24 protein-coding genes and 1 pseudogene are annotated in these 26,997 nt (G+C 57.2%); 4 read left to right on the top strand and 21 right to left on the bottom strand.

Going from position 1 to position 26,997, the window contains the following annotated elements:
- Positions 1-86: 86 nt before the first annotated feature.
- From DW211_RS04325 to ileS, 18 genes are all read right to left on the bottom strand, one after another.
- Positions 87-1,217: a Xaa-Pro peptidase family protein gene (locus tag DW211_RS04325; RefSeq protein WP_117842478.1), complete on the bottom strand. Its 1,131-nt coding sequence runs from the start codon at positions 1,215-1,217 to the stop codon at positions 87-89.
- Between the two features lie 131 nt (positions 1,218-1,348).
- Positions 1,349-2,458, bottom strand: a complete 1,110-nt coding sequence (locus tag DW211_RS04320; RefSeq protein WP_118259437.1) for a hypothetical protein — start codon at positions 2,456-2,458, stop codon at positions 1,349-1,351.
- Positions 2,455-2,988 (bottom strand): shikimate kinase, encoded by a 534-nt coding sequence (locus DW211_RS04315; protein ID WP_118259435.1) that lies wholly within the window; start codon positions 2,986-2,988, stop codon positions 2,455-2,457. Before DW211_RS04315 ends, DW211_RS04320 begins: the two co-directional genes overlap by 4 nt.
- Positions 2,989-2,996: 8 nt before the next feature.
- Positions 2,997-3,494 carry a YqeG family HAD IIIA-type phosphatase gene (locus tag DW211_RS04310; RefSeq protein WP_118259433.1) on the bottom strand — a complete coding sequence of 166 codons (498 nt, stop codon included), beginning with the start codon at positions 3,492-3,494 and terminating at the stop codon, positions 2,997-2,999.
- Position 3,495: 1 nt separating this feature from the next.
- A complete protein-coding gene (mltG, locus tag DW211_RS04305; RefSeq protein ID WP_233540941.1) occupies positions 3,496-4,929 on the bottom strand; it encodes an endolytic transglycosylase MltG in 1,434 nt (477 codons plus the stop codon).
- On the bottom strand, positions 4,922-5,350 hold the full coding sequence (gene ruvX, locus DW211_RS04300; protein WP_035138185.1) for a Holliday junction resolvase RuvX: 429 nt from the start codon (positions 5,348-5,350) through the stop codon (positions 4,922-4,924). The genes mltG and ruvX overlap by 8 nt, the downstream gene beginning before the upstream one ends.
- A 17-nt stretch (positions 5,351-5,367) precedes the next feature.
- A complete protein-coding gene (gene alaS, locus DW211_RS04295; RefSeq protein ID WP_118259564.1) occupies positions 5,368-8,025 on the bottom strand; it encodes an alanine--tRNA ligase in 2,658 nt (885 codons plus the stop codon).
- A gap of 152 nt (positions 8,026-8,177) precedes the next feature.
- The gene (locus DW211_RS04290; protein ID WP_118259429.1) at positions 8,178-9,587 is read right to left on the bottom strand and encodes an AI-2E family transporter; all 1,410 of its coding nucleotides are present in this window, start codon (positions 9,585-9,587) and stop codon (positions 8,178-8,180) included.
- Positions 9,584-10,375 (bottom strand): RNA polymerase sigma factor SigF, encoded by a 792-nt coding sequence (locus DW211_RS04285; protein ID WP_118259427.1) that lies wholly within the window; start codon positions 10,373-10,375, stop codon positions 9,584-9,586. Before DW211_RS04285 ends, DW211_RS04290 begins: the two co-directional genes overlap by 4 nt.
- A 1-nt stretch (position 10,376) precedes the next feature.
- On the bottom strand, positions 10,377-10,754 hold the full coding sequence (locus DW211_RS04280) for an ATP-binding protein (protein ID WP_118259425.1): 378 nt from the start codon (positions 10,752-10,754) through the stop codon (positions 10,377-10,379).
- Positions 10,747-11,334 carry a hypothetical protein gene (locus DW211_RS04275; protein WP_118259423.1) on the bottom strand — a complete coding sequence of 196 codons (588 nt, stop codon included), beginning with the start codon at positions 11,332-11,334 and terminating at the stop codon, positions 10,747-10,749. The genes DW211_RS04280 and DW211_RS04275 overlap by 8 nt, the downstream gene beginning before the upstream one ends.
- Before the next feature lie 96 nt (positions 11,335-11,430).
- Entirely contained in the window at positions 11,431-12,780 is a 1,350-nt protein-coding gene (locus DW211_RS04270) for a replication-associated recombination protein A (RefSeq protein WP_199576682.1), read from the bottom strand.
- Between the two features lie 60 nt (positions 12,781-12,840).
- Positions 12,841-14,088, bottom strand: coding sequence for a deoxyguanosinetriphosphate triphosphohydrolase family protein (locus tag DW211_RS04265; RefSeq protein WP_117583442.1), 1,248 nt, complete (start codon positions 14,086-14,088; stop codon positions 12,841-12,843).
- A gap of 31 nt (positions 14,089-14,119) precedes the next feature.
- On the bottom strand, positions 14,120-14,542 hold the full coding sequence (locus DW211_RS04260; protein ID WP_089571722.1) for a prepilin peptidase: 423 nt from the start codon (positions 14,540-14,542) through the stop codon (positions 14,120-14,122).
- 81 nt (positions 14,543-14,623) lie between these two features.
- Positions 14,624-15,919, bottom strand: coding sequence for a glycosyltransferase family 2 protein (locus DW211_RS04255; protein WP_118259419.1), 1,296 nt, complete (start codon positions 15,917-15,919; stop codon positions 14,624-14,626).
- A gap of 82 nt (positions 15,920-16,001) precedes the next feature.
- Positions 16,002-17,015, bottom strand: coding sequence for an RluA family pseudouridine synthase (locus tag DW211_RS04250; RefSeq protein WP_118259417.1), 1,014 nt, complete (start codon positions 17,013-17,015; stop codon positions 16,002-16,004).
- Positions 17,015-17,614 (bottom strand): signal peptidase II, encoded by a 600-nt coding sequence (lspA, locus tag DW211_RS04245; RefSeq protein WP_233540940.1) that lies wholly within the window; start codon positions 17,612-17,614, stop codon positions 17,015-17,017. The genes DW211_RS04250 and lspA overlap by 1 nt, the downstream gene beginning before the upstream one ends.
- A 265-nt stretch (positions 17,615-17,879) precedes the next feature.
- Positions 17,880-20,657 (bottom strand): isoleucine--tRNA ligase, encoded by a 2,778-nt coding sequence (ileS, locus tag DW211_RS04240; RefSeq protein ID WP_369832384.1) that lies wholly within the window; start codon positions 20,655-20,657, stop codon positions 17,880-17,882.
- Positions 20,658-21,992: 1,335 nt separating this feature from the next.
- On the opposite strand from ileS, the pseudogene DW211_RS10430 reads away from it, so the two are divergent.
- From DW211_RS10430 to DW211_RS04210, 4 genes and pseudogenes are all read left to right on the top strand, one after another.
- Positions 21,993-22,083: pseudogene (locus DW211_RS10430) on the top strand (MLS leader peptide); the annotation flags it as partial.
- Between the two features lie 42 nt (positions 22,084-22,125).
- Positions 22,126-22,209, top strand: a complete 84-nt coding sequence (locus tag DW211_RS04225; RefSeq protein WP_001865637.1) for a 23S rRNA methyltransferase attenuation leader peptide — start codon at positions 22,126-22,128, stop codon at positions 22,207-22,209.
- Positions 22,210-22,324: 115 nt separating this feature from the next.
- Positions 22,325-23,062 (top strand): 23S rRNA (adenine(2058)-N(6))-methyltransferase Erm(B), encoded by a 738-nt coding sequence (erm(B), locus tag DW211_RS04220; RefSeq protein ID WP_002292226.1) that lies wholly within the window; start codon positions 22,325-22,327, stop codon positions 23,060-23,062.
- A 295-nt stretch (positions 23,063-23,357) separates the two neighbouring features.
- A complete protein-coding gene (locus tag DW211_RS04210; RefSeq protein WP_118259407.1) occupies positions 23,358-23,960 on the top strand; it encodes a Type 1 glutamine amidotransferase-like domain-containing protein in 603 nt (200 codons plus the stop codon).
- 115 nt (positions 23,961-24,075) lie between these two features.
- Here DW211_RS04210 and DW211_RS04205 read toward each other — a convergent pair whose 3' ends face one another.
- From DW211_RS04205 to ftsH, 3 genes are all read right to left on the bottom strand, one after another.
- On the bottom strand, positions 24,076-24,303 hold the full coding sequence (locus DW211_RS04205; RefSeq protein WP_369832383.1) for an IS3 family transposase: 228 nt from the start codon (positions 24,301-24,303) through the stop codon (positions 24,076-24,078).
- 207 nt (positions 24,304-24,510) lie between these two features.
- On the bottom strand, positions 24,511-24,972 hold the full coding sequence (locus tag DW211_RS04195) for a DUF523 domain-containing protein (RefSeq protein ID WP_118259404.1): 462 nt from the start codon (positions 24,970-24,972) through the stop codon (positions 24,511-24,513).
- A 75-nt stretch (positions 24,973-25,047) separates the two neighbouring features.
- A complete protein-coding gene (ftsH, locus tag DW211_RS04190) occupies positions 25,048-26,940 on the bottom strand; it encodes an ATP-dependent zinc metalloprotease FtsH (protein WP_199576679.1) in 1,893 nt (630 codons plus the stop codon).
- Between the last annotated feature and the right edge of the window lie 57 nt (positions 26,941-26,997).

The following is a 26,997-nucleotide window of genomic DNA, read 5'->3' as shown; positions in this document are numbered from 1 at the left end:
CGGCGCCTGCAGCGAGCGCATAAAAAGAGAACGCGGGGCGTCCGAATCGATCCGGACGTCCCGCCCCAAAAATCTATCGAAATGAGCTAGCAATCGATGACGTGAAGGTCATGCGGCGTCTTGGTGAAGGGCTCGTAGCCGTTCTCGGTGACCACGCCGTAGTCCTCCAGACGCACGCCGCCCACGCCGGGCAGGTAGACGCCGGGCTCCATGGTGATAACCGAGCCGACCTCGATGATATTCTTGCTGCGGTTGAAGTTGGGCAGCTCGTGGATGTCAATGCCCACGCCGTGGCCCAGACCATGGTTGTAGTAATCACCATAGCCGGCATCGCCGATGATCTTCTTGGAAAGCTTGAAAATGTCGTTGCCCTCGACGCCCGGATGGATTGCGGCGACGCATTCCTCGTGCGTACGGCGCACGAGCGCGTACAGGTCGAGCTGTTCGGACGTGGGCTCGCCCATCACGACGGTACGAGTCATGTCGGAGCGGTAGTCGCAGTAACCCGCGCCATAATCCATGAGAACGAAGTCGCCCTTCTCGATCACGCGGTCGCTCGGGACGGCATGCGGGTTGGCGGTGTTGGGACCGCTCGCGACGATGGAGCCAAAGGCCAGGCTATCGGCACCGTTAGCGAACATAAAGTTCTCGAGCTCGTTGCGGACCTGTTTCTCAGTCATACCGGGCTTAATATAGCCGAGCATGTGCTGGAAGGCGGCGTCGGTGATCGACTGCGCGTGGCGCATGAGCTCGATCTCCTCGGCGTCCTTGATGGCGCGCATCTTACGGATGTCGTCATGCATCAGCGGCAGCATGCAGGCAACGGAGCGGTCCTCCAGGCCACGCTGAATACCCTGGTAGAAATTGATCTGCATGTCGTCCTCGACAGCGCAGACGCGGCACTTGTTGGCCGCGATCTTGCCGGCGACCCAACCGGGGATGGTGCCCTCGTCCATGTCGTAGACCCAGGGGCTGCCGGCGGGCGTGTTCTCCTCAAAGCTGTTGAGATAGCGCGAGTCGGTATGGAACAGGCACTGGTCAGCCGTAATAAACGCAGCGTGCGGGAACTCGAAGGTGTAATCGAAGACGCCCTTGACGCCCGTAAGCCAACGAAGGTTGGCCTCGTCGCGCACCACGATAGCGTCGTAGCCGCGCTCAACCATCAGGGCACGGACACGCTCGATACGACCGGCAGGACCGGCAGCAAACTCAGACATGCAGATTCCTTTCTTGTTGTCTCTATAAAGACGGGACGGGCTCAATCAACGTACGGAATCGCATGCGATCCGCAACCGATTGGAAACCCGCCCCTCAACATGATACGAAAGACGATGGAAGTCAATAAATCTTAGAGAAGTTCTTTGCGAGAAGCCAAGTAGGCGTGAGCATGGCGCTCAAGAACCTCGTCCTCAACGCTCGTGAGACGAATGGCGCCGAGTGCCGCGGGCAGCGGCAACATACTGCGGTTCGAGCGGACAAACTGCTGCCTGCGGAACTCCTCGATATATGCGGCAGGCTCCAGATCGAAGGCAAGCTCCTCGATACCAAAGTCCTCCAGGCAGTCATCGACCTCAAAGACGTAATCGATATCAAAGTCGCAGGCATCATGTGCTAGGCGCGCCTCAAAGCGCATGCCCTCGGACAGCAGCTGGTAGGCAGGAACCTGCGCCGCGGCTTTGCCCAGGCTGACGTGCAGAGTACGCTCCCCTGTCTTGCCAAAATCGAGCGCATGGCGGGCACTCGGGTTCGTGGCCATCAGTACGTCCTTACGGGCAGTCTGAGACCACTGAACGGCATTGACGAGCGCGACCTCCTCGCCCGCGAGAATCTCGGGAATGGTCTCGGTAAACTGATTCCAGCGGGACTTGCTGCTCGAAAGCATGGTGCCAACAAGTACCGCATAGCCGAGCTTGAGGTCCTCGGGGTCCGCCTCGCGTACAAGGTCGAGGTCACACACGACCAAGCCCGGCTCGGGACGGAACGCGATAGCGGGAAGCGCATGCGCCGACGAGGCGACAAGCGGCTTCATGGTCGTCGCGACCGTGAGCATGGCGTCGAACGTCGTCGGCAGCAAGGCGCACTCGGTGCGACCGCACCACTGATTGGCGCACCAGCAAACAACCGAGCAGGTCGCCGTGTCGCCGACAGCGACAACGAGATCATCGCAGGTAATGCCGTTAGCCGACAGCGCGCCAAAGACGGTATCGGCATCGACCAGCGTAGCACCGGCAGGCGAAACCTCGAGGACGAGCGGCGACACGGCAAAACCGGCGTCAACAAGTGCATGCTCGACAACCTCGCCAAAACGCTCGGATGTGGCGTCGTTCCAAACCACCATCGCACGCTTAGGCTTGCCCACAGCCGAGGCAAACATGCGCGACAGCTCCTCGAACGCCCCCAATCCGACGCGGACATCGACACTGCGGTTTTGGAAATTGATAAGTTGACGGCGAATCATAGCAGTCCACGCTCCAAAAGCATCTCGGCACAAAGGTAGGAAACGTCCTCGAAGGACTTGTTGCGAATATCAAGGGTAATATCGGCCGCCTGGCGATACAGCGGACGGCGATGCTCAAACAAGCGCGCAGCGTGCTCGGGCGAGCGGAAATCGGGCCGGGTATCGGAGCGACGAATCTGGCGCAACGAGTCCTCAAAGTCGCCTTCGAGGTACACGCATGTACCCATCTCGTGCATCAGCTCAATGTTCACCGGCGTCTCGACGATGCCGCCCCCGCACGATACCAGCAGGCTGCGCTCGCTTTGAAGCGAACGGAGTGCCGAGGTCTCGAGCTCGCGAAAACGATCCTCGCCCTCGGTCTCAAATATCTCGGCCACCGACTTGCCGCATCGACGCACAACCAAGCGATCGGTATCGATGAATCGACGCTTGAACATAGTGCCCACATTGCGCGCAAGCGTCGATTTGCCCGCGCCCAAAAAGCCGATAAAGAAGATATGGTCGCAGCCGTGTTTGGTGTGCTGGGACATAGCGAGACCTATTCCTCGCAGGGAAGGTCGCGCAGGGCCCGGCGCTCAAAGATACGGAAGATCTGCGTGTACCACAGGTCCTGGGTTGCCTGCGGCTTGACCAGAATAGTGTCAACGCCGGCAAAGTTACCGCTCCACACGTCCGTGTACAGCTGATCGCCAATCAGCACCGCCTCGTCTGCCGTGGCGCCGAGGCACTTAAGACCCGCCTTCAAGGCAAACGGGGCGGGCTTCATGGCGTGGCTGATGGCCTCGAGTCCCAGCTCGCGTGCAGAGCTCATGACCTGATCGCGATGCCAGTTGTTGGACACCATGCACAGCTTAAAGCCTTTGGCGCGGGCGGTATCGAGCCAAGCGGAAACCGCGGCGGGAACCTGCTCGGTGTCGCGCGGAACCAGAGTGTTATCGCGATCGAGCAGAATGGCGCGTTTGCCGTCGGCCCACAGGGTATCAAGGTCGATGCGATCGACCGAGGCAACGTATCGTTTGGGGCTAAATATCCTCATGCTAATTCCAAGACTGTTGATGCTCTTCGTAGGTTTGCGAGAAGTACTCCTCGTCCTGCGTAATGTAGAAATACAGGTCATCGGAGTCGGTCGGCTCAAGCGTGGCCTTGAGTGCCTCGAGCGACGGAGAGCAGATGGGCGTGGGCGGCAGACCCTCGTGCTTATAGGTGTTATAGGGGCTATCACTCTGCAGGTCGTCGGCGGTAACCTCGCCACCGGTGACATACATCATGGTCGCATCGCTGTTGAGATAACGCAGACCGTCGAGCTTGCCGGCAAGGCGGTTGTAGAAGACCGAGGCCACGTGCGCACGTTGATCGGCGTTGAGGCCCTCGCGCTCAACGATAGAGGCCAAGTTGACGATGTCGTAGTCGGACATCTCCACACCGTAGCGCTCCTTGATCTTGGCTTCGCAGCTCGCAAAGTCAAGCGACTTGTACTCGGTCTTAAACTGATCGAGCATGGCGCGAATCACGTCATCGGCCGTCGGCGAATCACCCAACGAATAGGTCTTGGGGAACAAGAAACCCTCGAGCGAGTCGTTGGCGGCGGCCTTAAGGAAGCTATAGTCATCCACGTAATTGGAGGCCTTAGCCTGGTTGAGGAAGTCTTCCTTAGAGATACTGTCGCAGGCCTGGGCCACACGGTCGGCGATTTGATCGACCGTCAGGCCCTCAGGGATAGTCAGCGCATTGGAGCCCGCGTTAGGACCTTCCATGAGCTGCTGAACAACCTTGGTCGCATCCATGAGCGTGGTGAACGAGTAGGTGCCTGGCTTAAGCGACATATCGGCGTTGAGCTTTTTCACCGCCGCATAGTAATCCTTGGGATTGTCGACGATATGGTTCTCGGAGAGAATCGAGGCGATCGCATCGCCCGAAGCACCGTCGGGAATGGTCACCGTAACCTGCTGACCAGCAGCGACTTTCGCATCCTCACCGGCAAAGAAGCCCTTAACGGCAGGTACGACAAAGAAAGCGATAGTAGCAAGCGCGATTACGGCCACCACAACGCCGATGATCATAGGAACCGGAGAACTCTTCTTTTGAGCACCGCGACGAGCATGCGTGTTGTAGCTCGAGCGAGTCGCCGGAGCAACGCCATGCGAACCGCGAGCGTGATGCGAATGCGATTGGGGGGCCTGCGTTCGCTGGGTAGGTGCCTGTTGCTTAAAGCGAGCACCGCCTGCAGGCTGAGCCGAACGAGCAGTGGGCTGCTGAGCCGCGTGAGAAGCCGGATACTGAACCGAACGAGCAGAAGGCTGCTGACCCGTCCGTTGAACAGGTTGGGCCGAACGAGAGGAGGACTGCACCGGGCGCGCGGCAGACTGAGCTGCGCGCTGGGTCGGCTGTGCCGGACGCTGGCCAGGCTGGGCAGGGCGCGACGCCGGCTGACGTGTACGATTCGGCTGGCGCGGATCGGGAGCGCTAGGCATGAGAAACCTCCTCGTTTTTACGATCAAGCCACGTCTGCAAAAACAGGCTGGCGGCAATCATGTCAATCTTGCCCCTCATCTGCTTTTCGTTGAGGCCCTGCTCGCGCAGGATACGCTTTGCCTCTTGCGAGGACAGGCGCTCGTCCTCAAACTCCAACGGAAGATCGAGCTCGTCGGCAATCTTTTGCGCAACAGCGGCAACGCGCTCGGCCTGGGGACCGGGCTCACCGGCCATGGTCAGGGGACGCCCACTTACCAGGATATCGGGCTCATAGTCCTCAACCAGGTAGCGGAACGTCTTGGCCATACCGGTGACCTCTGCAGCCGGGAGCACCTTGACAGGCATCGCCATCTTGCCATCACGGCTCGAGACGGCGATACCGATCCTGGTCTCCCCTATGTCCAGCGCAAGCGCGACCACAGCGACTACCTAGATTCTTAGGCGCCGAGCGCGGTCTTAGCGGCCGCGAGGGCATCGGCGATGCCGGCGGCATTCTTGCCACCGGCCTGGGCCATGTTGGGACGGCCGCCACCGCGACCGTCGACTAGGCCCGCGATCTGCCTGATCACGTTACCGGCGTGGAAACCGGCCTTGACAGCGTCATCGGAGCCGGCGGCGAGCAGGGCCGGGGTGCCCTTCTCGGTCACGCTGGCGACGACGCAGGCGACAGGACCGGCGACCTTCTGGTGCACGGTATCCCAGACGTTGCGCAGGTCGGCAGCCTCAAGGCCCTGGAGCTCAGCGACGACGAGCTTGTAGCCGTCGAGCTCGACGGCGCCCTCGATGGCGCTGGAGATAGCGTCGGAGGAGCCACCGGTCAGCGCCTTCTTGAGCTTGTTGGACGTCTCGCGCAGCTCGGCCTGCAGGTTCTCCACGCGGGCGGGAACCTCATCCACGCGGCACTTGAGCGCAGCAGCAGCGGCGTCGACGAGCGCCAGACGGTCGGCCATGTAGTCGAGAGCACCCTTAGAGGTCACGGCCTCAATACGGCGGACGTTGGAGCCCGTAGAGGACTCGGAAATGATCTTGAACAGGCCGATCTCGGCGGTGTTGGCGGCATGGGTGCCACCGCAGAGCTCACGGGAGAACGGCTGGTCCTCGGCGCCCACGGAGACAACGCGGACGACGTCGCCATACTTCTCGCCAAACAGGGCGACAGCACCGGCGGCCTTGGCCTCGTCGATGCCCATGACGCGGGTCACGACCGGCTTGGAGGCGAAGATCTGCTGGTTGACCAGGTCCTCGACAGCCTTGAGCTGCTCGGAGGACAGGGCCTCGAAGTGCGTGAAGTCAAAGCGCAGGTGCTCGGGCGTCACCAGCGAGCCAGCCTGGGAGACATGCTCGCCCAGGACCTGCTTAAGCGCAGCGTCGAGCAGGTGGGTGGCGGTGTGGTTGCGGCGCAGGAAACCACGGCGCTCGGCGTCGAGCGCGGCGGTCACGGTAGCACCGACGGTCAATGTGCCCTCGGCAACGTGGGCAACGTGAGCATACAGGCCATTGTGGTTCTTGGTATCGGAAACGGTCAGCGCAACGCCCTCGGCGGAAAGATCGCCGGCATCGCCCTGCTGGCCACCCATCTCGGCGTAGAACGGGGTGCGGTCGAGCACGACCTCGACGTCCTCTCCCACGGCAGCGGACTCGACGGACTCGCCGTTGCGAACGATGGCGACAACCTTGGCACCCTCGATCACATCGTTGTCATAGCCGTCGAACTCGGTCGCGGCAACCTTGTCGGAAAGCTCGACCCACACGTCGTTGAAGCTGCCCCAAGCATCGCCCTTGGCGTTGGCGCGAGCGCGGGCCTTCTGGTCCTCCATGCAAGCGGTGAAGCCGTCCATATCGACGTTGTGACCGGCGGTGCCGGCGATCTCGACGGTCAGGTCGATGGGGAAACCAAAGGTGTCGTGCAGCTTAAAGGCAACGTCGCCCGGAAGGACAGTACCCTCGGCAAGCGCGGCCAGGGCCTCGTCCAGGTAGACGCGACCGTTGTCGAGCGTCGTGGAGAAACGTTCCTCCTCGGAAGCGACGATACCCTTAACGAGCGCGACGTTCTTGAGCAGCTCGGGATAGGCCTCGCCCATCTGGGCGTTGACCTCGTCAATGAACTTGGTCAGGAAGGCGCCCTCGATGCCCAGCAGGCGACCGTGGAACACGGCGCGGCGGAGCAGGCGGCGAAGGACGTACTCGCGACCCTCGTTACCGGGGAGAATGCCGTCCGAGATCATAAAGTCGACGGCACGAGAGTGATCCGCGATGATGCGCAGGGAGCGGCTGGCACCGGAGTAATCGTCGGCGTCATAGGTCTTGCCGCTGATCTTCTCGCCCAGCTTGATGAGGTGCTGCATCAGATCGCCGTCGTAATTAGCGGTCTTGTGCTGCATGATGGCGGCCATGCGCTCCAGACCCATGCCCGTATCGAGGTTGCGGTGCGGCAGCTCCGGCATGGAGCCGTCCTCCTGGCGGTCGTACTGGGTAAAGACGAGATTCCAGAACTCCAGGAAGCGGTCGCAGTCGCAGCCGGGCTTGCAGTCGGGGCTGCCGCAGCCGACCTCCTCGCCCATGTCAAAGTAGATCTCGGAGCACGGACCGCAGGGGCCGGTGGGGCCAGCGGCCCAGAAGTTGTCGTCCTCGCCCAGGCGGGAGATGTGATCCTCGGCAACGCCCAGGGAGCGCCACACGTCATGGGTCTCGTCGTCCTCGGTAAAGACGGTGAAGTACAGGCGATCGAGCGGCAGCTTGAACTCCTTGGTAATGAGCTCAAAGGCCCAAGCGCAGGCCTGCTGCTTGGAGACGCCACCAAAGGAGAAGTCGCCGAGCATCTCAAAGAAGGACAGGTGACGGCCGTCCTCGCCGATGCAATCGATGTCGTTGGTGCGGACGCACTTCTGGCAGGAGATCGCGCCGATCTCCTTCATGGTCTTCTTGCCCTGGTAATACTCCTTAAACTGGTTCATGCCGGCGTTGGCAAGCAGCAGCGAAGGGTCGTCGGGGACGAGGGACGAAGAAGGATAGAGCTTAAGACCGCGCTCCTCAAAGAAGTTGAGGAACTTAGAGCGAATCTCGGCCGTAGTCATTGACGGGTAGTCAGCACTCATAGAGGGAATCTCCTCGGTTTCACATCGAAACAGTTCAAACGTAACGATATTACCATCCCACCGCGCCTGTGCAAAAAAGAGGGCCGGCACAATGCCGGCCCTTCAGCGAAATTGCATGTTAGCGCGTATGAATGTTAGCCCGAATTACCCCGCTACTTGTCGTCATCGTCCATGGAGCCGTCGATGCCGGTTTTGGTGTCGTCATCCGTGTTGGAATCATCATCCTTGGCGAAGGGGTTCTTGAAGAAGCCCGTGGCATCGGGCTGCAGGTCCGAAAGCTTGATCCAAGGATTATCGAGCTCGGGCTTGGGCATAGCTTTAGCCTCGGGCGCAGTCTCGTTACCGATGAGCTCGGACTCATAGATGAACGTATCGTCCCCAAGCGCGTCGTAGGCGGCGACCGGGTTGCCCTCGGCATCGCGATACGGCGTGCCCTTAAACACGGCGCCGTCATAGGCCACAAGTTGGCGGCCGGTCTCATTCTCGAAGTAGTACACGAAGATACCCTTGAGGGCCGCACACAGCGGGATGGCAATAATCATGCCGATGGGGCCCATGAGTGCCGAGCCAATAACGAGCGCCGTGAGGCTCATGATGGGATGCACCTGCACCGAGCTCTGCATGACCTTAGGCGAAATCACGTTATCAGTGACGTTTTGCGCGACCATCGTCACGATGAGCGTCCACAACGCCAACATGGGGCTGAACATGAAACCGAGCACTGTGGCGATTGCCGCGCTCACCCAGGGGCCGACGACCGGAACCAAATGCATGATGCCGGTAAAGATAGCCATGAGCGCCGCATACGGATGGCCGATAATCATAAAACCAATAAAGGCGAGGAAACCACCGCAGATGGACGTCACGACCATACCGCGCATGTAGCCGCCGACAGAGCGAGAAAGGATGGCGACCATAAAGCGGTACGAAGTCTCCTTCTCCTGACCGATGATGGTGCAAATCTCATGGTGCATGCGAGGATAATCGCAGGCCATCCAGTAGGCAAGCACCAGACCAAGGAAGATCACGAACAACTGCGAGGCCGTATTGGTGATGAGCGGGAACACACCGCGGCCAAGCTCGGCAGCGATCTGAGACACATACTTCGATGCCACGGTAACCAGCGACGAAAGATTATCGTCCAAATACTCCATGAGCGGCGTGTTGTTGAGCGTCTTGACATGCGAGACCATCTCGTTGAGGTCGCCACCCGCAACACGAAGCTGCTCGGGCAGGCGGCTCAGGACTTCCATGATCTGACCAAAAAGAATCGGCGACAAGATGCAAACAACACCGACGAGCACGGCAACAACAACAATAAGCGCGATAAGCGAACCGATGCCACGACCAACGCCATGATGCTCGAGCCAGTTGGTGATCGGGGACATCACAAAAGCAATGATGGAACCAACAGCGAGAAACTCAATAACCGGTGCCAGGATGCCCATAAGGTTAAAGATGACGGCAGCGATGACAATGCAGCCGACAACAGCCCAAATGCGAAGCGTCAGAATGCGGGTATCGCGCAGCGTGCGGTCTGTTTGTTGGGGGTGCTCACTCATGAACGAATCATCACTCCGTCGGGGTCAATCTTATCCTGAATCTTCTTGAGGGTGCGGCGCAACAAGCGCGAGACCTGCACCTGCGAGATGCCCAACTTCTTGGCGATCTCGATCTGGGTCATGCCCTTTACAAAGCGCAGCTCGATGACTTCGCGCTCGCGCGGCGAGAAATCGCGGATGGCCTCTTCAATGACCAGACGGTCATCGGTAAAGTCGAGCTCGTTGTCGTCGTCGGCGTAGCGGTCGAGAATCGAGGGCGCATCGTCGGAATCGGACGCACCAGGAGCCTCAATGGGCACCGAGGTATAGGCCGAAGACGATTCCATAGCCTCCAGGACCTCGTCGAGGGTAACGTCCAGGTACTCAGCGATTTCTTCGACCTTGGGCGAGCGCTGCAACTCGTTGGTAAGCTTGTCGGTAGCCTGGTTAACCTTGGCAGAAAGCTCCTGCAGGCGACGAGGCACGCGCACGCTCCAGCCCTTGTCACGGAAGTGACGCTTGATCTCGCCCAAGATGGTGGGCGTGGCAAACGTGGTGAACTCGAGTCCGCGCTCAGGGTCAAAGCGGTCGATTGCCTTGAGCAGGCCCAAATAGCCAACCTGCATCAGGTCGTCGAGCGGCTCGCCGCGATTCTTAAATTTGTTGGCAAGAAACCTTACCAGGTTCATATGGGACATGACGAGCTGCTCGCGGGCGTCCGGATCACCGGTCTCCTTGTAACGACGAAACAGCTCGCGGGTTTTCTCCTTGTCCCAAGCGGTCTTACCGCTCCGGGAACGTTCGGTCATATTAGATATCCGCCTTGAGGTCGAGGGAAAGCGTCAGGGGCGCCGCAGTCTTTTCGTAGGAGTCGCACACGCTCGCGAGGATGAGCTCGGCATACACCGCAGCCTGGTCGTCTTCATCGACCGTAGCCTGATCGCCAAAGGTAATAGTCATGCCAACGTGGGTCTCATCGACATCGAATATGATGGTGATGTCGTCGCAGTCGACCGCGGTACAACCAAAGATGAAAGCCTCCTCGGCAGCCATGCGGATGTCCTCGATGCGATCAACAGACATAGAGCACAGGGCACCAACGTTGGCGGCAGTCATGCGCACAAGGCGAGCGAGACGCGGGTCGCCGGCAACGGTCAGCGTGATGGGGCAGGTTGCTTCGCTACTCATCGCAGGACTCCTCAGAGGTCTCGGCGGGCGTATAGGTGTAATACTGAGCCGGCTTGGTTGCAGACTTCTGAGCCACATCTGCACCATCGGTGGCCTCGTCCTCGCCAATTAGGACACGCACGGTGGGCTGCTCGGCCTCCGCAGCGGCAGCGGCGAGCTTGCGCTCGGCGTCAGCTGCAGGTGCCTTCACCTTATTGAACAGCTTCTGCACAGCACCGGCGGCAGAATCGGTCACGCTCGACACGGCGTTGCTGGCCTCGGCCATACTGCCCGTGACCTCGGAAATGTCGCGAACGACGGCCTCAACCTCAACGAGGTTGGACGTCAGGGCGTCAACGGCGGTCTTGCTCGACTTGAGGAGCGGCTCAACCTGTGCCAGCGCGGGGGTAAGCTCATCGACAGCGCCATCGAGCTTTGCCACCACGGGCTGTGCCTCGGCGAGCGTATTATTGAGGTCGCTCACCGTCTTGTCGAGCGAGTCGACGACGGTGCGGGTCTTGCGCAGCGTGAGCGCGAGCTCGACAACAGCCCACACGCCGGCAACGGCGAGCACCAGCAGGGCGATTTGAATGGGACTCATACAAGCCTCCCGAAGGAATCGAAATACAGACGTTTTTTCATGGTACCCCAAAGAAGGGCAAAGATACCCAAAGGGAATGCGCGAGGCGCCAATGGCCTACTTGGGAGCGTTGCCGCTACGGTCGCGCTCGCTTTGCTCCACACGCCACTCTTCCCAACCGCGGCCGGCAGGCTGCCAGAACGCGCCGCGCTCCAACCCCTCGGGCAAATAGCGCTGATCGACCCAGCCTTCGGGATAATCGTGCGGGTACTTGTATACACCGTACTCGTCGCTGCCGGGACGGTGACGATCGCGCAGGTAGCTGGGCACCTCGCGAAGACCACTGCTGTGGATATCGGCCAGCGCCGCATCGATCGAGGCCTCACACGCGTTGGACTTAGGCGCCAGGCACACATAGAGCGCAGCCTGAGCCAGGTTGATGCGACACTCGGGATAGCCAATGACCTCGGCAGATTTAAATGCGGCATGTGCCACCAAAAGCGCCTGCGGGTCGGCGTTGCCAACATCCTCGGAAGCCTGAATCATAATGCGGCGAGCGATAAACTTGGGATCCTCCCCCGCATCGATCATGCGCGCAAGCCAATAAATGGTGGCATCGGGATCGCTGCCTCGCATGGACTTGATGAACGCGCTAATAATGTCGTAGTGCATATCACCGTTTTTGTCATACGAAAACCCACGACGTGGATTGGCGATCTTCACGTCATCCACGGTAATGGGATAGCGTTCCCCGGCCGCCGGCGCTGGCGTTCCCTCAGTATCGGGACGCGTAACGGCAATCTCACTCGCAAGCTCGAGCGTCGTGAGCGCCGAGCGCGCATCACCCGCGGCCAGCGTGCAAATGGTCTTGACTGTATCCTCATCGGCCGAGAACTTACCGTTTAAACCCTGCGGTGCCTCGAGCGCACGCTCAATGAGCATGGCGATATCCTCGTCCTTCAGGTGCTCAAGCTCTACCACACGCCCACGCGAGAGCAATGCCGAGTTGACCTCAAAGTACGGGTTTTCCGTCGTGGCGCCAATCATAATGACGGTGCGGTTCTCAACCGCATGCAGTAAGGCATCCTGCTGCGACTTGGAGAAGCGATGGATCTCATCGATAAACAGAATGGTGCGGCGGTCGTAGGTGTTCAGACGGGTCTTAGCCTCATCGATTACGCGGCGCAGGTCCTTCACAGTGCCCGTCACGGCGCTGACCTCGACAAACTCGCTCTTGGTATGGTTGGCGATAATGTGGGCCAGCGTCGTCTTGCCCGTGCCAGCCGGGCCGTACAGAATCACGCTCGACAGCACGTCATGCTCAATCGCGGCGCGCAGCCACGAGCCCTTACCGACGGCCTTTTGCTGGCCCACATACTCGTCGAGCGAATCGGGGCGCATACGCACCGCAAGCGGCGCATTTTTAAAGGAGCGCTCGCGCGTCGAAGCAGAAAAAAGGTCGTCCATAGCCATCCCGTGCATTAATCAAAATCGTTGTTAACCAACAGTATACCGAAAGGATACGAACTACCGTTCGTTAATATAGGTGCGGTGCGGAAACTTTAGACCTGGGAACAATTTGCTCGTCAGCTCGCAGAAATAACCATCCGTCATGCTTGCGATGTAATCGACGACGGCCTGATCCTTGTCGTCCTGCCAGGCATAGGTGCGATCGTAGTAGGAAAGCTGCTGCTCAATGCGCGAAACATGATGCTTAAAGATGTAAGAGAACTCGTCGCCTTTATTTAGATCCTGCAGGCAACGGTCGTAGAGCTTTTCGAAGGCCTCACGCAGTTCCGCTTCGGAGTCGCCTTCGATACCGCCCTTGCTATAGATCTTCTCGTAGTTCTCGCGCTTCGCCCGGCGGATCTCCTCAAACAGGTCCTCGCTCATCTCGATACGCGGTTTGCCATAGCTATGCTCAACGATATCGATGGAAGCGTGCGTGAGAATCCAGCTGTTATAGGCGCCGCCCCGACCATCGTCAAAAGCGTCGGGCGACAGCAGGCCCGCCGCAATGGCGTCCTGACGATCACGACCGACGTAGGCGAGGATATCCGAGATACGCACCACACAGCCCTCGAGGGTCATGGGGCGCAGGTGCTCGATCGCGCCATAGCCCGTGGCAATGCAGTCCTCGACGGTACGGTCGAACTGGTCAAACGACGCCATGTCCGAAAGTTCAAAGACACGCTGCTCGTACTCGCCGTTATGGCACAGCACGCCGTCGAGCGTCTGGAGCGACACGTTGCGGCCGTACAGCGCGTCGAGCACGCGGACGGACTGCACGTTATGGAAAAAATAACGACCCGTACGCTCGTGATAGATATCGTTGAGGAAACGCTCGCCGGCATGGCCAAAGGGCGTGTGGCCCAAATCGTGGCCCAGGCCAATCGCCTCGATCAAATCGCAGTTGAGGCCCAGGGCACGGCCGATATCGCGGGCAATGCGCGAGACGAGCTGCACATGAAGGCCGCGCCGCGACAGGTCGTCGTTGCTGCGAAAGCTAAAGACCTGCGTTTTGCCTGCATAACGCGTGTACGCAGGAAGATGAAGAATCTTTTCGGTATCGCGCATAAACGCCGGACGCATAAGCGTGCCTTTGTCGGCAGCGCGATCTATACGACGAATGACCTGGTCGTCGCAGCATCGATAAGGATTAACGACACCCGAGGCGCGGTCGGCGGCGATACGCTCGACCAGCTCGGGCGACAACGCCGCGGGAATGCGGTCCATGCGCGCCTTAATGACGGCCGTTTCTTGATTAGTTGCCATGGCATGCTCCTTAAAAAGGATGCGCAATCGGTTACAATGTCCAGCCCACGACCTCGATTATGGCAAATATCGGCACCAAAAACGGGAGCAATGGCAGGGAGCGCGATTTTGTAAAGAGGCAGGAGAGGGCCAGGACCAGGAGCGCGACGGCAAATGCCACGATGCCGCCCAGAGGGTCGAGCGTGCAAAGCGCGAAAAGCGCCTTGGCATCCCCCATGCCGATGCCGGGGGCCTGGCGGAAACGCCGCCAAAGCGACTCGGTCAGCACAAGGGAAAGGTACACGATAACGGCAGGACCGGCGTGGTCAAGCGCCGTGTTCAAGCCCCTGTCCAGCCAAACGCCTGCAAACGCCGCCACGGCGCATGCGGCGGCAAGCGCGTTGGGAAACCGCCGTTCACGGACATCAATCACCGCACCGGCAAAGGCGCAGATCCAAAAGGGAATATAGACCATTGAACACCTCCCGTGGCAGTCACTCAAAAGCAAAAACCACCACAAAGGTGCCTGTCCCCTTTGTGGTGGTTTTGGTGGTGGTTATTTTGCGCCCTGCATGACCTCGTCGAGGGTAACGTTGACGGCGTGTTGCGTCGGGACCCAGTCGACCTTGAGGAACAGTGCAGCCACCGTGATGGGGATATAGCTGAACATAAAGATCGGGAAGGTAAACAGGTTGGTCACCAAACGCCACTTTTGCGCGCAATGAATGTGCTTGTACTCGAAGATGGTCGTAAGTAGCGCCATGGTAAAGAACGTCTGATACATCATGGCAAAAGTCATAATGAGCGAAGCGGCACACGCCTGCATCTCGACCTCGGTGGCCAAGAAGCCGTGCGAAAGACCACCCACAATGAGGAAGGTCGCATTGGCGAGCATCGAGATGAGCGATAGCAGCATACCCGGGGCGATCGTCATGAACATGTCGTAGGCGGCAAAACGATGATAGCGGAAGGCCGATTTGACCAGGTGCTTACCGTAGGTAAAGAACACCTGGTAGAAGCCCTTAGTCCAACGCATGCGCTGCTTCCAAGAAGCCTTGAACGTCACGGGCTGTTCATCAAAAAACTCCGCCGGTGCATAACCGATGCGAATACCGTGAATGGCACAGAACGTGGTGAACTGAATGTCCTCAGTCAACGTGTGGAACTGCCAGCCGTGCATACCCTCGATCACGCTGGCAGAAATGAGGTAGCCCGAACCCGAGACAGCGCAGGACGTCTTGCAAATATTACGCGCGTTGTTAAGGAAGCGTGCCTCGCGCAGATACCACGTGGCGTTGGCCGAAGAGATCCACGAACTACCAAAGTTCTTAGAGTTGCGGTAGCTGGTGACCACATGAAAACCCTGGTCAAAAGCGTCGTTCATCTTGGAAACGTAATCACGGGAAATTACGTTATCGGCATCGAAGATAAAGTAACCTTCAAAGGTGTCGGGATACTCGTTAAGGATACGGTCGAAACCAAAGTCCATGACCCAACTCTTGCCTTTACGGGCCAGGTCATTGCGCTCGTACACAATGGCGCCCGCCTCGCGCGCGAGCTGCGCGGTGTTATCGGTGCAGGCATCGGCGACCACGAAGACCTCGATGAGCTCGGACGGATAATCCTGGTCCTTGATGGAGCGAACGAGGTTGGCGATCACGGCCTCCTCGTTATGCGCCGCGATAAAGAAGGCATACCGGTGGAGTTTTTTGGCCTTGGGAGGCGCGACCTCGCCGCGGAGAGCACCGATGACAAAGAAGACCACCTGGTACAAGAAGCAGACCGTGAGCAGCGTGACGACGATCTGGTTGAAGATCACGATGGGTGTGTTGGTTTGTAAAAAGGCGAGCATGCAGGCTCCCAGGAACGTGTTACGTAAACAACCGTATATCTTACCGCAGGCTTACCGAGTTCAAGAAACCACCTAATACTGGCTAGGCTTCGAGCAGGCCGAGCTGCGGTACGATTTCGTCGCCGGCAGCAGTGCGACCAAGCGAACGCGGGGCTAAGTCGTCGAGGACGGCGGCGAGATCCCACGGCAGCTCGTCGCGGCACTCAATGCGCTCTCCCGTCACGGGGTGATCGAACGCCACGCGCCAGGAATGGAGGAATTGCCTGGTCAGACCCCGATCGGCACGCGCATCGCACTTACCGTAGAGCGGATCGCCCACGCAGGCGTGGTTGATATGGCGCATGTGCACGCGAATCTGATGCGTGCGACCGGTAAACAGGTGACACTCAACGAGTGTGTAGCCGTCATCAAAGCGCGTGGAATCAAAGCGCTCAAGGACCTTAAAGGTCGTGATGGCCTGGCGCGCAAAAGGATCATCGGAAACCGCCATCTTGACACGGTCACGTGTAGAACGGGCAATGCCGGTGTTAATGGTGCCCTCATCCATGGCGATATGACCGTGAACGAGCGTAATGTAGCGGCGGTCGAGCGTGCGCGTACGGATAAGATTTTGGAGCGCGCGCTGGGTGTCGTCGTCCTTTGCCGCAAGCATAAGACCCGAGGTATCGCGATCCAAACGATGTACGATACCGGGGCGGTCCTCGCCCTGCACGGTGCCCAGATGGTCGATACCGCAGTGATAGACCAGGGCATTCGCGAGCGTACCGCTCTCATGACCATGCGCAGGATGGCACACCAGGCCGCGCTGCTTGGAGAGCACGATGAGGTAGTCGTCCTCATAGCGAATGTCGAGCGGGATGGCCTCGGGAATCACGTCGGTGGGATCGTGCGGCTCGGGCAAATCAACCGAAATACGGTCACCGGCTCGCACGGCGTACTTTTTGGACAGGCAGGTCTCGCCATTGACCACTACGGCCCCACCCTCAATCAGATGTGCGCAGGCAGAGCGCGTAGGGCAGCCGTCATTGGCGCCCAGATAGGCGTCAAGACGCTGACCAGCGGCATCGTCGGCAACAAGGATATGGATGTCGGCCATTAGCGCTCAGTCCTTTCGCGAATCTTGCGGGCACGCTCCCCACGTTGTTTAGCCTTGCGCTTGGCGCGGGCCTCGTCACGGGCGTTAAGCTCGGCGGTCGCATCGACCTCACGAGCCGCGGGGCTCAAGAACATGTAACCGAAGAGCGCCAGCACCACACCGACCGTAATGCCGATATCGGCCACATTGAAGACGGGGAAGTCGATGAAGGTGGTGGCAATAAAATCGGTCACGAAGCCAAAGGCCAAACGATCGATCGCGTTACCGATAGCACCACCCGCAACCATCGCCATGCCCACAACCTCAAGATGGGCGAGCTGAGGTGCACGAACGAGGTACACGGCAATAGCGATAATGACCGCCAACGCCAGCACGGCAAACGCGATGCCATGCCCCTCGCCCATGCTAAAGGCAGCACCGATATTGCGGACAAATAGAAAGTCGATCACACCGGGGATAACAGTCACATGCAGGGCATCGCCCACGGCACGAACCGCAAGCTTAGTCAGCTGGTCAACAAGCAGCACAACGAGCGCAACACCACCAGCAACACCCAGCCGCCAACCCAAAGGCGGCGTCATATCCCCAGTACGACTCAAATCAATCCCCTACCCTCAAAACAATCGAATTCCGTTTAACGCAGTAGATAATCATACCTTGACGCAAGCAAGAAGCGACAAATCTCCCAAGAACGGAAACACCGCAGGTAGAGCATAAATGAGCGAGCGGGTCGCATTTGAGACAAGGTGACGTGAAATGAAAGGGCGCTGACCTTTCGGTCGCGCCCTTGAAATTGAACGTCAGATTGTCCAAATGCGGCCCGCGCAGCGTCGGCAGGTCCGCCGTTCGGTAGAACGGCGGAACCTACAGGGCATTCGCACACCTCTTGCAAATGTGAGCGTGGCCGTTGTACTCGCCGACGGTGGTGCGGTAGTTCCAGCAACGGTCGCAGCACTCGCCCTCGGCAGCATCGATGGCAACAGAAAGCTCCTCGCCCTGGGTAAGCTCAACATCGGAGACGATGTAGAACTCGGCCAGGTCGACGGCCTTGTCGCCGGTCAGCAGCGCATACATTTCGGCGGGAACGACCGCCTTGACGCGGACCTGCTGGCTCTTGGTGAAGGTGCCGGCGGAGCGGGCATCCTCAAGGGCCTTGGTCACGACGCTACGGAGCTCGAGTGAAGCCTCGAGCACGCCCTCAAACTCGTTGGCCTCGTCGACCGTGATGGGCGACTTGTACCAATCGAGCAGCGCGGCGTACTTCTGGTGATCGACGCAGCCGGCGGGCGCATAGGCCATGGCCTCGTCGACCGTATAGGACAAGATCGGCTGCAGGTCGCGCATGAGCATCGAGAAGAGCTCGGCGAGCACGGTCTGGGCGCTGCGACGCTCGAGCGAGCCGGGCTTCTCACAGTACAGACGGTCCTTCAGGGCGTCGAGGTACACGTTGGAAAGCTCGGTAACCACGAAGTCGTAAAGCGCACGGTAAGCGCGCGGGAACTCGTAGCAAGAGTAAGCATCGTCGACCTCGGCCTGGACCTGGGTCAGACGGGCAACCATGAGCTTGTCGAGCGGCAGCAGGTCGGCAAAAGCGACGCCGTCGGTCTCGGGCTCAAACTGGCCCTCGAGCTCGGAGAGCAGGAAGCGCAGCGTGTTGCGGAAACGACGGTAGGCATCGGACGTACGAGCGAGAATCTCGTGGTCGATGGAAACGTCGGAGCTGGTGTCGACCGAGGCGACCCACAGGCGGATGATGTCGGCGCCCATCTCGTCACAGACCTTATTGGGGTCGATGACGTTGCCAAGCGACTTGGACATCTTACGGCCCTGGCCGTCGAGGGTGAAGCCCTGCGAGACGACCGCCTTGTACGGAGCGTGGCCGTTGGCGCCCACCGAGGTGAGCAACGAGCTCTGGAACCAACCGCGGTGCTGGTCGGAGCCCTCAAGGTACACATCCGCCGGATACTCCAGCTCGGGACGGTACTCGCAGACGGCCTTCCAGGAGACGCCGGAATCCCACCACACGTCGAGGATGTCCTTATCGGCCTTAAGGTGATGGCCGCCGCACTTGGGGCAGACGCAGGCCTCGCCCAGGTAGCTCTGGGGAGCGTCGGTAAACCAGGCGTCGGAGCCCTTCTCGTGGAAGAGGTTGATGACGGCGTCGAGTGTGGCGTCGTTCATGACCTTCTCGCCGCAGTCGGCGCAGGTGTAGCTGGGGATCGGCACGCCCCAGTTACGCTGACGGCTGATGCACCAGTCGGGACGCTGCTCGACCATGGCGCCAATACGGTTGGCGGCATGGGCCGGATACCACGTGACGTTCTCGCGGACCTCCTTGCCAGCCTGATCGCGCAGACCGGTCTTGTCCATCGAGACAAACCACTGGTCGGTAGCACGGAAGAGCACCGGGTGCTTGCAACGCCAACAATGCGGATAGCTGTGCGTGATCTTCTTCTCGAGGACCAGGGTGCCGTGCTCGCGCAGGAACTCGATGATGTGCGGGTTGGCCTCATCGGTGTCCATACCGCTGAAGGGGCCACCGGTGCCAAACTCCTTGCCGGTGTAGAACTTGCCGTCGTCATCGACCGGCATGCAGATGTCGGTGATGCCCTCCTTGAGGCAGGCGAAGTAGTCATCGACGCCGTGGCCGGGCGAGTTGTGGACGATACCGGTACCGTCATCGACACCGACGTAATCGGCCAGCAGCGCCACGCCCTCGACACCGTCAAAGATCGGCTGCTTGTAGTGGATGTGGTGGAAGGTCTCGGCGGGAACCACATAGGGCTTGCCGTCGACCATGACCGGGGTGTACTCCCAGCCAAACTCCTCGCAGCACTTGGGAGCCAGGTCCTCGAGCATGACCTCGGCGCGGCCGTCGTGCTCAACGGCGACGTAGGCGGCGCCGGGCTTGAGGGAAACGGCCTGATCGGAAGGGATGGTCCACGGGGTGGTCGTCCAGATGATGAAGTCGACCGGGCCGTCGAAGTTCTCGAGGCCGGCGGGCTTGGAGGTCATCTCAAAGTGCACGAAGATGGACGGGCTCGTCTCGTCGGAGTACTCGATCTCGGCCTCGGCCAGCGCGGTGTGGCAGTGCTTGCACCAGTGAACCGGCTTGTGGCCGCGATAGATCATGCCCTTATCGAACATGGCCTTAAAGACCTCGATATCGGCGGCGTCATGCTGGTGATAGAGCGTCAGATACGGGTTGTCCCAATCACCGAGCACGCCCAGGCGACGGAAACCGGCCTTCTGGAGCTCGATGTTCTCGACAGCGAACTTATTGCAAAGCTCGCGGATCTTGGCCGTGGAGGTCTGGTTGAACTTCTCGGTGCCGAGCTTCTCCTCGACCTTGTGCTCAATCGGCTGACCGTGGCAGTCCCAACCGGGGACAAAGGGAACCTCATAGCCCTGCATCATCCAGTAACGGTTGATCATGTCCTTGGAGATCTTATTCATGGCGTGGCCGATGTGGATCGGGCCGTTGGCGTACGGAGGGCCGTCATGCAGCACGAACTTCTTGTGACCCTCGTTCTTCTTTAGAACTTGCTCGTAGACCTTGTTGTCCTGCCAGTCCTTGAGTCGCTTGGGCTCGGACTTGGAAAGACCGGCACGCATGGGAAATCCGGTTTTGGGCAGATTCATCGTCTGCTTATACTCGTTTGCCACGGTACCCCTTTCATGTCGTGGGCGCGCACGCCCATTGGGCACCAAAAAAAGCGCCCGTCCCTGCAAGCTGGGACGAAGCGCCACAAAACGGGCCATGTGCCCGCAAAAGCTCTTCGCTTAACCACCCAGCTTAGATGCCCTCGCCCGCGTTACAGCGCGCTCGCATCCGTTACTCGGCTGATCTGTATCGACGACCATCTCGGCGATATCTACTAAGACGAACCTGCGCGGCACGTCCGTTGGGACCGCAGCTCCGGGGTGATTTTCATCGGTCGCATGCACGGGTTCTCAGCGCTCCCCGCTCTCTGTAGCATGCGGACGGCCGACTACTCGTCCCCATCAACGCTTATGGCGTGTATCCTAACACGTTCCGCGCCGGCGAAAAACCCTCAACACTGGTTTAATACGTTCGAAATTTCTTACGGCTGTGGACTGTCTCTAGAAGCAAAGCCCTTCACCGACGAGAAGTTCGCCGCCGCCATCAAGGCTGCCAACGCTTACGGCCACACGCTCTAGGACTGGCCCAAAACCACCACAAAGGGGACAGGCACCTTTCTGGTGGTTTTTTATTGCTCCAGCATTCAGTTCGTACTCGAATCCGATTCTTTACGAGAAAGGGTTCGGGTACGTTTTTTGTTTATCGGAAATTCTGCAGAAGGACTACTCGGAACGGTAAACAGAAACGAACAGAGGCAGGGTATCATCGTGGTTATGGTATCCTGCCTTTTGTTTTGCGGAATCAAGGTTGCTTTATGCGAACTTGATCGCCACTTATATGGCGCATTGATGGCAATTGCTTCGTACGTGCATACCGGGAGCCTGTACACCTCCGGCAAGGCGTAGCACGCTAGACTTTGTACTAAAGTCTAGCGTGCTAAGGGGGGGGGCAGGCCCCTTAGAATTCCTGTGGAGTGTGTACGCACGTACGCAGGAAAACGGCAAAATTTCGCTATATCAGGGCGTTCTTTCATTGGAGAGTATGGTATACACGGCTTAGTTCAATAAATAAGAATTTATATATAAATTTTATATCTGATTTTTGATTATCCGCATAAACACTATACTTTCAAGCATTTTGAAATATAGGAAAGCACTCATTTTACCACGAATTTACCACGATTGAATGAGCCTTGATATGACGTAAGAATTTGAAAAGGACACCGTATAGTTTGGTGTCCTTTTACATGAAAATCATTAGTCGCTATTGATTGTTATTATACATTTTGTTAATTGTTCTTATTTCTTTTACGTTTTTTACCGAAAATCATGAGTATTGTCCGAGAGTGATTGGTCTTGCGTATGGTTAACCCTAAAGTTATGGAAATAAGACTTAGAAGCAAACTTAAGAGTGTGTTGATAGTGCATTATCTTAAAATTTTGTTATAATAGGAATTTAAGTTAAATTAGATGCTAAAAATTTGTAATTAAGAAGGAGGGATTCGTCATGTTGGTATTCCAAATGCGTAATGTAGATAAAACATCTACTGTTTTGAAACAGACTAAAAACAGTGATTACACAGATAAATAAATACGTTAGATTAATTCCTACCAGTGACTAATCTTATGACTTTTTAAACAGATAACTAAAAAATCGTTTAACTTCTGTATTTATTTATAGATGTAAGCACTTCAGGAGTGATTACATGAACAAAAATATAAAATATTCTCAAAACTTTTTAACGAGTGAAAAAGTACTCAACCAAATAATAAAACAATTGAATTTAAAAGAAACCGATACCGTTTACGAAATTGGAACAGGTAAAGGGCATTTAACGACGAAACTGGCTAAAATAAGTAAACAGGTAACGTCTATTGAATTAGACAGTCATCTATTCAACTTATCGTCAGAAAAATTAAAACTGAATACTCGTGTCACTTTAATTCACCAAGATATTCTACAGTTTCAATTCCCTAACAAACAGAGGTATAAAATTGTTGGGAGTATTCCTTACCATTTAAGCACACAAATTATTAAAAAAGTGGTTTTTGAAAGCCATGCGTCTGACATCTATCTGATTGTTGAAGAAGGATTCTACAAGCGTACCTTGGATATTCACCGAACACTAGGGTTGCTCTTGCACACTCAAGTCTCGATTCAGCAATTGCTTAAGCTGCCAGCGGAATGCTTTCATCCTAAACCAAAAGTAAACAGTGTCTTAATAAAACTTACCCGCCATACCACAGATGTTCCAGATAAATATTGGAAGCTATATACGTACTTTGTTTCAAAATGGGTCAATCGAGAATATCGTCAACTGTTTACTAAAAATCAGTTTCATCAAGCAATGAAACACGCCAAAGTAAACAATTTAAGTACCGTTACTTATGAGCAAGTATTGTCTATTTTTAATAGTTATCTATTATTTAACGGGAGGAAATAATTCTATGAGTCGCTTTTGTAAATTTGGAAAGTTACACGTTACTAAAGGGAATGTAGATAAATTATTAGGTATACTACTGACAGCTTCCAAGGAGCTAAAGCGCTCGGGACCCTATTAAGTATTTTTAAAAGCATGGTCGCAAGTTTCACTAGCAGCCATGCTTTTATTGAATCATTGTAGGACATTTTAAAGATAATTGCCCACTTTAAAATTAAACATGTGCTTAGAATCGTTCTAGGCAACACCAATAACAATCACTAATCACAAGTGATTTGTGATTAAAAGGAGAATATCGATGAAACTGTTTTTATGTTCTCACTTTTCAAGTGTAGGAAGTCTGATAAAGGAAGAAATTGAAAATAAAAAAGTCGCATTTATTCCAACAGCATCGCTGCGTGAAGGCTACACCGGTTATGTCGGCTCGGCTCGAAAACTATTCAAAAAGTTGGGAGCAATCGTAACTGAAATTGATATTTCAACGGAGGCTTATTCAACGATACAGTCTCTTTTTGAAGATGCGGATGTGATTTATTTTACCGGCGGAAATTCTTTTTTCCTTATAGACCAGCTCCGTAAAACGGGAACGGATGAGCTGTTGAAGAAAGAATTGGCAAAGGGAAAACTGATGATTGGTGAATCGGCAGGTGCAATTGTATGCGCTCCAAGCATCCAATATATCGAGCAAATGGATGAAAAGCCGGAGGACTACTCACAAGAAGATGATGCAGGGCTTAATTTGATTGATTTCTATGTTCTTCCACATTATCTTACAGCACCATTTAAGAAAGTTACCGAGAAAATAATGACTGAGTTTTCGGATTTGAATCTATGCCCAATTAACAACCGTCAGGGAATTGTAATTGATGGTGAAGGTTCAAAGGTAATTTACAAAGACTAATTTGATAATTCCAGTTTGCTGTACTCGTTCCTAGCAGGGTTTGGGGCAGGCACGCCCCAACAAGAAGCTGTCCCAAAGGGGCAAGAATGGGGACTGCGGACGATTTCTTGGACCGTTACACGGCCCTTCCCAGCGCGGAGCGGAACTCGGCCGGCGTGCGGCCACCGAGCGCATCGCTGCGCCTCTCCGTATTGTATCGACCGATCCAGCCCCCGAGCTCCTCGATGAAGCGGGCGGGGGTCCAGTCCGACCAGTCCCTGCCGTGCCAGAACTCCTTCTTGAGCAGGCCGAAGAAGCCCTCCATCGCCGCGTTGTCCGGGCTGCAGCCCTTGGCGGACTGGATTGGCTACACTGATGTGGACAGTTCCGGGAGGGGCGCAAGAGACGGGAAGGCCGTGTGCGCGTTCCTGCGCGAGGGCCGCGGGGAGGGGCTGCCTGGGCACGGCGCCTGTCAACTCGGTCTACGTCTTTGATGACCGGGTCGTACTCAATATCAACTTCACGGATGATGCCAAAACGGTCACCCGTGAGGAAGTGTTGGGTTCGAGTGCTATGGACAATGTTCCAGCATGCTGGGATCGAACTCGCTAGCCGGAATCACACGGTAGCCGTGGCGGAGCAGTAGATCGACGAAGACACCGTTGCCCGTTGTGAGTTTGCCGCTAAAGGTGCCATCGTAGATGCGACCCGCGCCGCACGAGGGACTACGATCCTGCAAGACGCACGCAGCGATCTCGGACGGACCGCCTGCCTGCTCACACATATCGAGCGCACGTTGGGCACCCAGGCGAAACTCGCGATCGACTGAGACGCCCTCGCAGGTACGGACTTCGCCGTTCACAATCTCGGACGGCTTGCGCGGTGTAGGCAAGCCACCAAAAACCTCAGGGCATACCAACGGGACCTCGGTCCCCGTGCGCTCGCAAGCCTCGACCAGCTCGCGATGGTAGTTGTCGAGCCCGTTATACTTGCAGCTCTCGCCCATCAAACAGGCGCTCACCACGATCTTCATACATAACCCTCCCAAGCAAAACGCCCCATTTGAGATAGAAACTCAAATGGGGCGTTCGACGCTGTGCAACCAGCTTTACTGCTGCTTCGGCATCAGCGGATTCTCACGCGACAGGAGATTCATAAACTCCTCACCCGTGATGGTCTCCTTCTTGTACAGATAACGAGCCAGCTCGTGGAGCTTAAACTTGTTCTCCTTCAGGATCTGCAGAGCGCGGTCATGCGCGTCCTCGATCAGCTTGGCGACAATCGCGTCCACGCGCTCGGCCGTGCCGGGGGCGCAGGTGAGCGACGTATCCTGGTTGAGGTACGCGTTCTGCACGGTACCGAGCGCCATCATGCCAAACTCGTCGGACATGCCAAAACGCGTCACCATGTTGCGGGCGAGCTTGGTGGCCTGCTCGATATCGTTGGCAGCACCGGTCGTCATCTCACCAAAGATGAGCTCCTCGGCTGCGCGGCCACCACAATAGACGGCGAGCTTGTCCAGGACCTCCTGGCGTGTGGTCAGGAAGCGCTCATCCTCCTCGACCTGCATGGTGTAGCCCAGAGCACCGCTCGTGCGCGGGACGATGGTGATCTTCGTGACCGGCGCGGAGCCCTTCTGGCGGGCGGCAACGATGGCGTGGCCGATCTCGTGGTAAGAAACGACCTGCTTCTCGTGGTCGGACAGCACCGTGGACTTACGCTGCTGGCCGGCGATGACGACCTCCACCGACTCCTCAAAGTCGTCCTGCGTGGCGCGCTTGCGACCCTCGCGGACGGCACGCAGGGCGCCCTCGTTAATGATGTTGGCCAGGTCGGCGCCCGAGGCACCGGGCGTGGCGCGGGCAATCGCGGTTAGGTCGATCGGCGGCTGCGTCTTCACGCTCTTGGCATGCAGCTCGAGGATGTTCTTGCGACCGGTCAGGTCGGGCAGCTCAACGGGAATGCGGCGATCAAAGCGGCCGGGGCGCAGCAGGGCCGGGTCAAGGCTGTCGGGACGGTTCGTGGCAGCGAGGACGACGATACCCTTGTGGTTATCGAATCCATCCATCTCGGTCAGCAGCTGATTGAGCGTCTGCTCGCGCTCGTCGTTGCCACTAAAGCCGCCGCCATCGCGCTTCTTGCCGATGGTATCGATCTCGTCGATAAAGACGATGCACGGGGCCTTTTCCTTGGCCTGCTTAAACAGGTCGCGAACCTTAGCGGCGCCGCGGCCGACAAACATCTCAACAAACTCAGAACCAGAAATACTAAAGAACGGAACGCCCGCCTCGCCGGCAACGGCCTTGGCAAGCAGGGTCTTACCGGTACCCGGAGGGCCAACAAGAAGAGCACCGCGCGGCAGCTTGGCACCGATCTCCTCGTAGCGCTGCGGCTTCTCCAGAAAGTCGACGACCTCCTTGAGGGATTCCTTGGCCTCTTCCTGACCGGCGACGTCCTTAAAGGTCACACCCACGTCCTTGGAGCCAATCACGCGAGCACCGGACTTGCCCAGTCCACCGCCGCCAAAACCACCGCCGCCAAAGTTCATCGACGGGCCGTCATCACCCATGGCCTTCTTCATGCGGCGGTTGAGCCACCAGCCGATCAGGAAGAAAATCGCCATGGGAAGAATGAGGGTGAGCAGGTAGTAGGTCATCAGACCCGAGTTCTTATCGGGAACGACCGACTCTAGCGAAGCGCCAGATTCAAGCACGCGATCGGTAAAGCCCGCGTCATTCGGCACGCCGGTCGTCTTGTAGGCGATGTTCTCGTCCTCGCCCTTCTTGGTGTAATAAATCGTGTAATCGTCTGTGTTGTACTCAACCTTGTCGACACTCTTCTTATCGAGCGCTTTGACAAACGTCGAGTAATCGGTCTTCGTAATCTGCTGCGTGTGACCGATGTTGGGGAACAGAACGGTCGAGAGCACGAGGTAGACGACGAAGGCGATGAGCACGTAGAGGATCATATTCCGTCTACGTTTGTTGTCATCCATCTCCATCTGCTTGAACTCCATCTACTGGGGTTGATAATGTTTTCTAGAATACCCAACCCACAC

It is taken from the genome of Collinsella sp. AM18-10, from assembly GCF_003471585.1.
GTDB lineage: Bacteria > Actinomycetota > Coriobacteriia > Coriobacteriales > Coriobacteriaceae > Collinsella.
This window is presented reverse-complemented; position numbering and strand designations above follow the sequence as displayed.

What these genes read in the sequence shown, in the direction of transcription:
- DW211_RS04320 (WP_118259437.1), bottom strand. Translation starts at nt 2,458, where the DNA reads ATGATTCGCCGTCAACTTATCAATTTCCAAAACCGCAGTGTCGATGTC.
- alaS (WP_118259564.1), bottom strand. Translation starts at nt 8,025, where the DNA reads ATGAGTGCTGACTACCCGTCAATGACTACGGCCGAGATTCGCTCTAAG.
- DW211_RS04210 (WP_118259407.1), top strand. Translation starts at nt 23,358, where the DNA reads ATGAAACTGTTTTTATGTTCTCACTTTTCAAGTGTAGGAAGTCTGATA.
- DW211_RS04325 (WP_117842478.1), bottom strand. Translation starts at nt 1,217, where the DNA reads ATGTCTGAGTTTGCTGCCGGTCCTGCCGGTCGTATCGAGCGTGTCCGT.
- DW211_RS04195 (WP_118259404.1), bottom strand. Translation starts at nt 24,972, where the DNA reads ATGAAGATCGTGGTGAGCGCCTGTTTGATGGGCGAGAGCTGCAAGTAT.
- ileS (WP_369832384.1), bottom strand. Translation starts at nt 20,657, where the DNA reads ATGAATCTGCCCAAAACCGGATTTCCCATGCGTGCCGGTCTTTCCAAG.
- DW211_RS04315 (WP_118259435.1), bottom strand. Translation starts at nt 2,988, where the DNA reads ATGTCCCAGCACACCAAACACGGCTGCGACCATATCTTCTTTATCGGC.
- DW211_RS04285 (WP_118259427.1), bottom strand. Translation starts at nt 10,375, where the DNA reads ATGACCGAACGTTCCCGGAGCGGTAAGACCGCTTGGGACAAGGAGAAA.
- DW211_RS04260 (WP_089571722.1), bottom strand. Translation starts at nt 14,542, where the DNA reads ATGGTCTATATTCCCTTTTGGATCTGCGCCTTTGCCGGTGCGGTGATT.
- DW211_RS04310 (WP_118259433.1), bottom strand. Translation starts at nt 3,494, where the DNA reads ATGAGGATATTTAGCCCCAAACGATACGTTGCCTCGGTCGATCGCATC.
- DW211_RS04270 (WP_199576682.1), bottom strand. Translation starts at nt 12,780, where the DNA reads ATGGACGACCTTTTTTCTGCTTCGACGCGCGAGCGCTCCTTTAAAAAT.
- DW211_RS04265 (WP_117583442.1), bottom strand. Translation starts at nt 14,088, where the DNA reads ATGGCAACTAATCAAGAAACGGCCGTCATTAAGGCGCGCATGGACCGC.
- ftsH (WP_199576679.1), bottom strand. Translation starts at nt 26,940, where the DNA reads ATGGAGATGGATGACAACAAACGTAGACGGAATATGATCCTCTACGTG.
- mltG (WP_233540941.1), bottom strand. Translation starts at nt 4,929, where the DNA reads ATGCCTAGCGCTCCCGATCCGCGCCAGCCGAATCGTACACGTCAGCCG.
- DW211_RS04250 (WP_118259417.1), bottom strand. Translation starts at nt 17,015, where the DNA reads ATGGCCGACATCCATATCCTTGTTGCCGACGATGCCGCTGGTCAGCGT.
- DW211_RS04255 (WP_118259419.1), bottom strand. Translation starts at nt 15,919, where the DNA reads ATGCTCGCCTTTTTACAAACCAACACACCCATCGTGATCTTCAACCAG.
- DW211_RS04275 (WP_118259423.1), bottom strand. Translation starts at nt 11,334, where the DNA reads ATGAGTCCCATTCAAATCGCCCTGCTGGTGCTCGCCGTTGCCGGCGTG.
- DW211_RS04290 (WP_118259429.1), bottom strand. Translation starts at nt 9,587, where the DNA reads ATGAGTGAGCACCCCCAACAAACAGACCGCACGCTGCGCGATACCCGC.
- DW211_RS04280 (WP_118259425.1), bottom strand. Translation starts at nt 10,754, where the DNA reads ATGAGTAGCGAAGCAACCTGCCCCATCACGCTGACCGTTGCCGGCGAC.
- DW211_RS04225 (WP_001865637.1), top strand. Translation starts at nt 22,126, where the DNA reads ATGTTGGTATTCCAAATGCGTAATGTAGATAAAACATCTACTGTTTTG.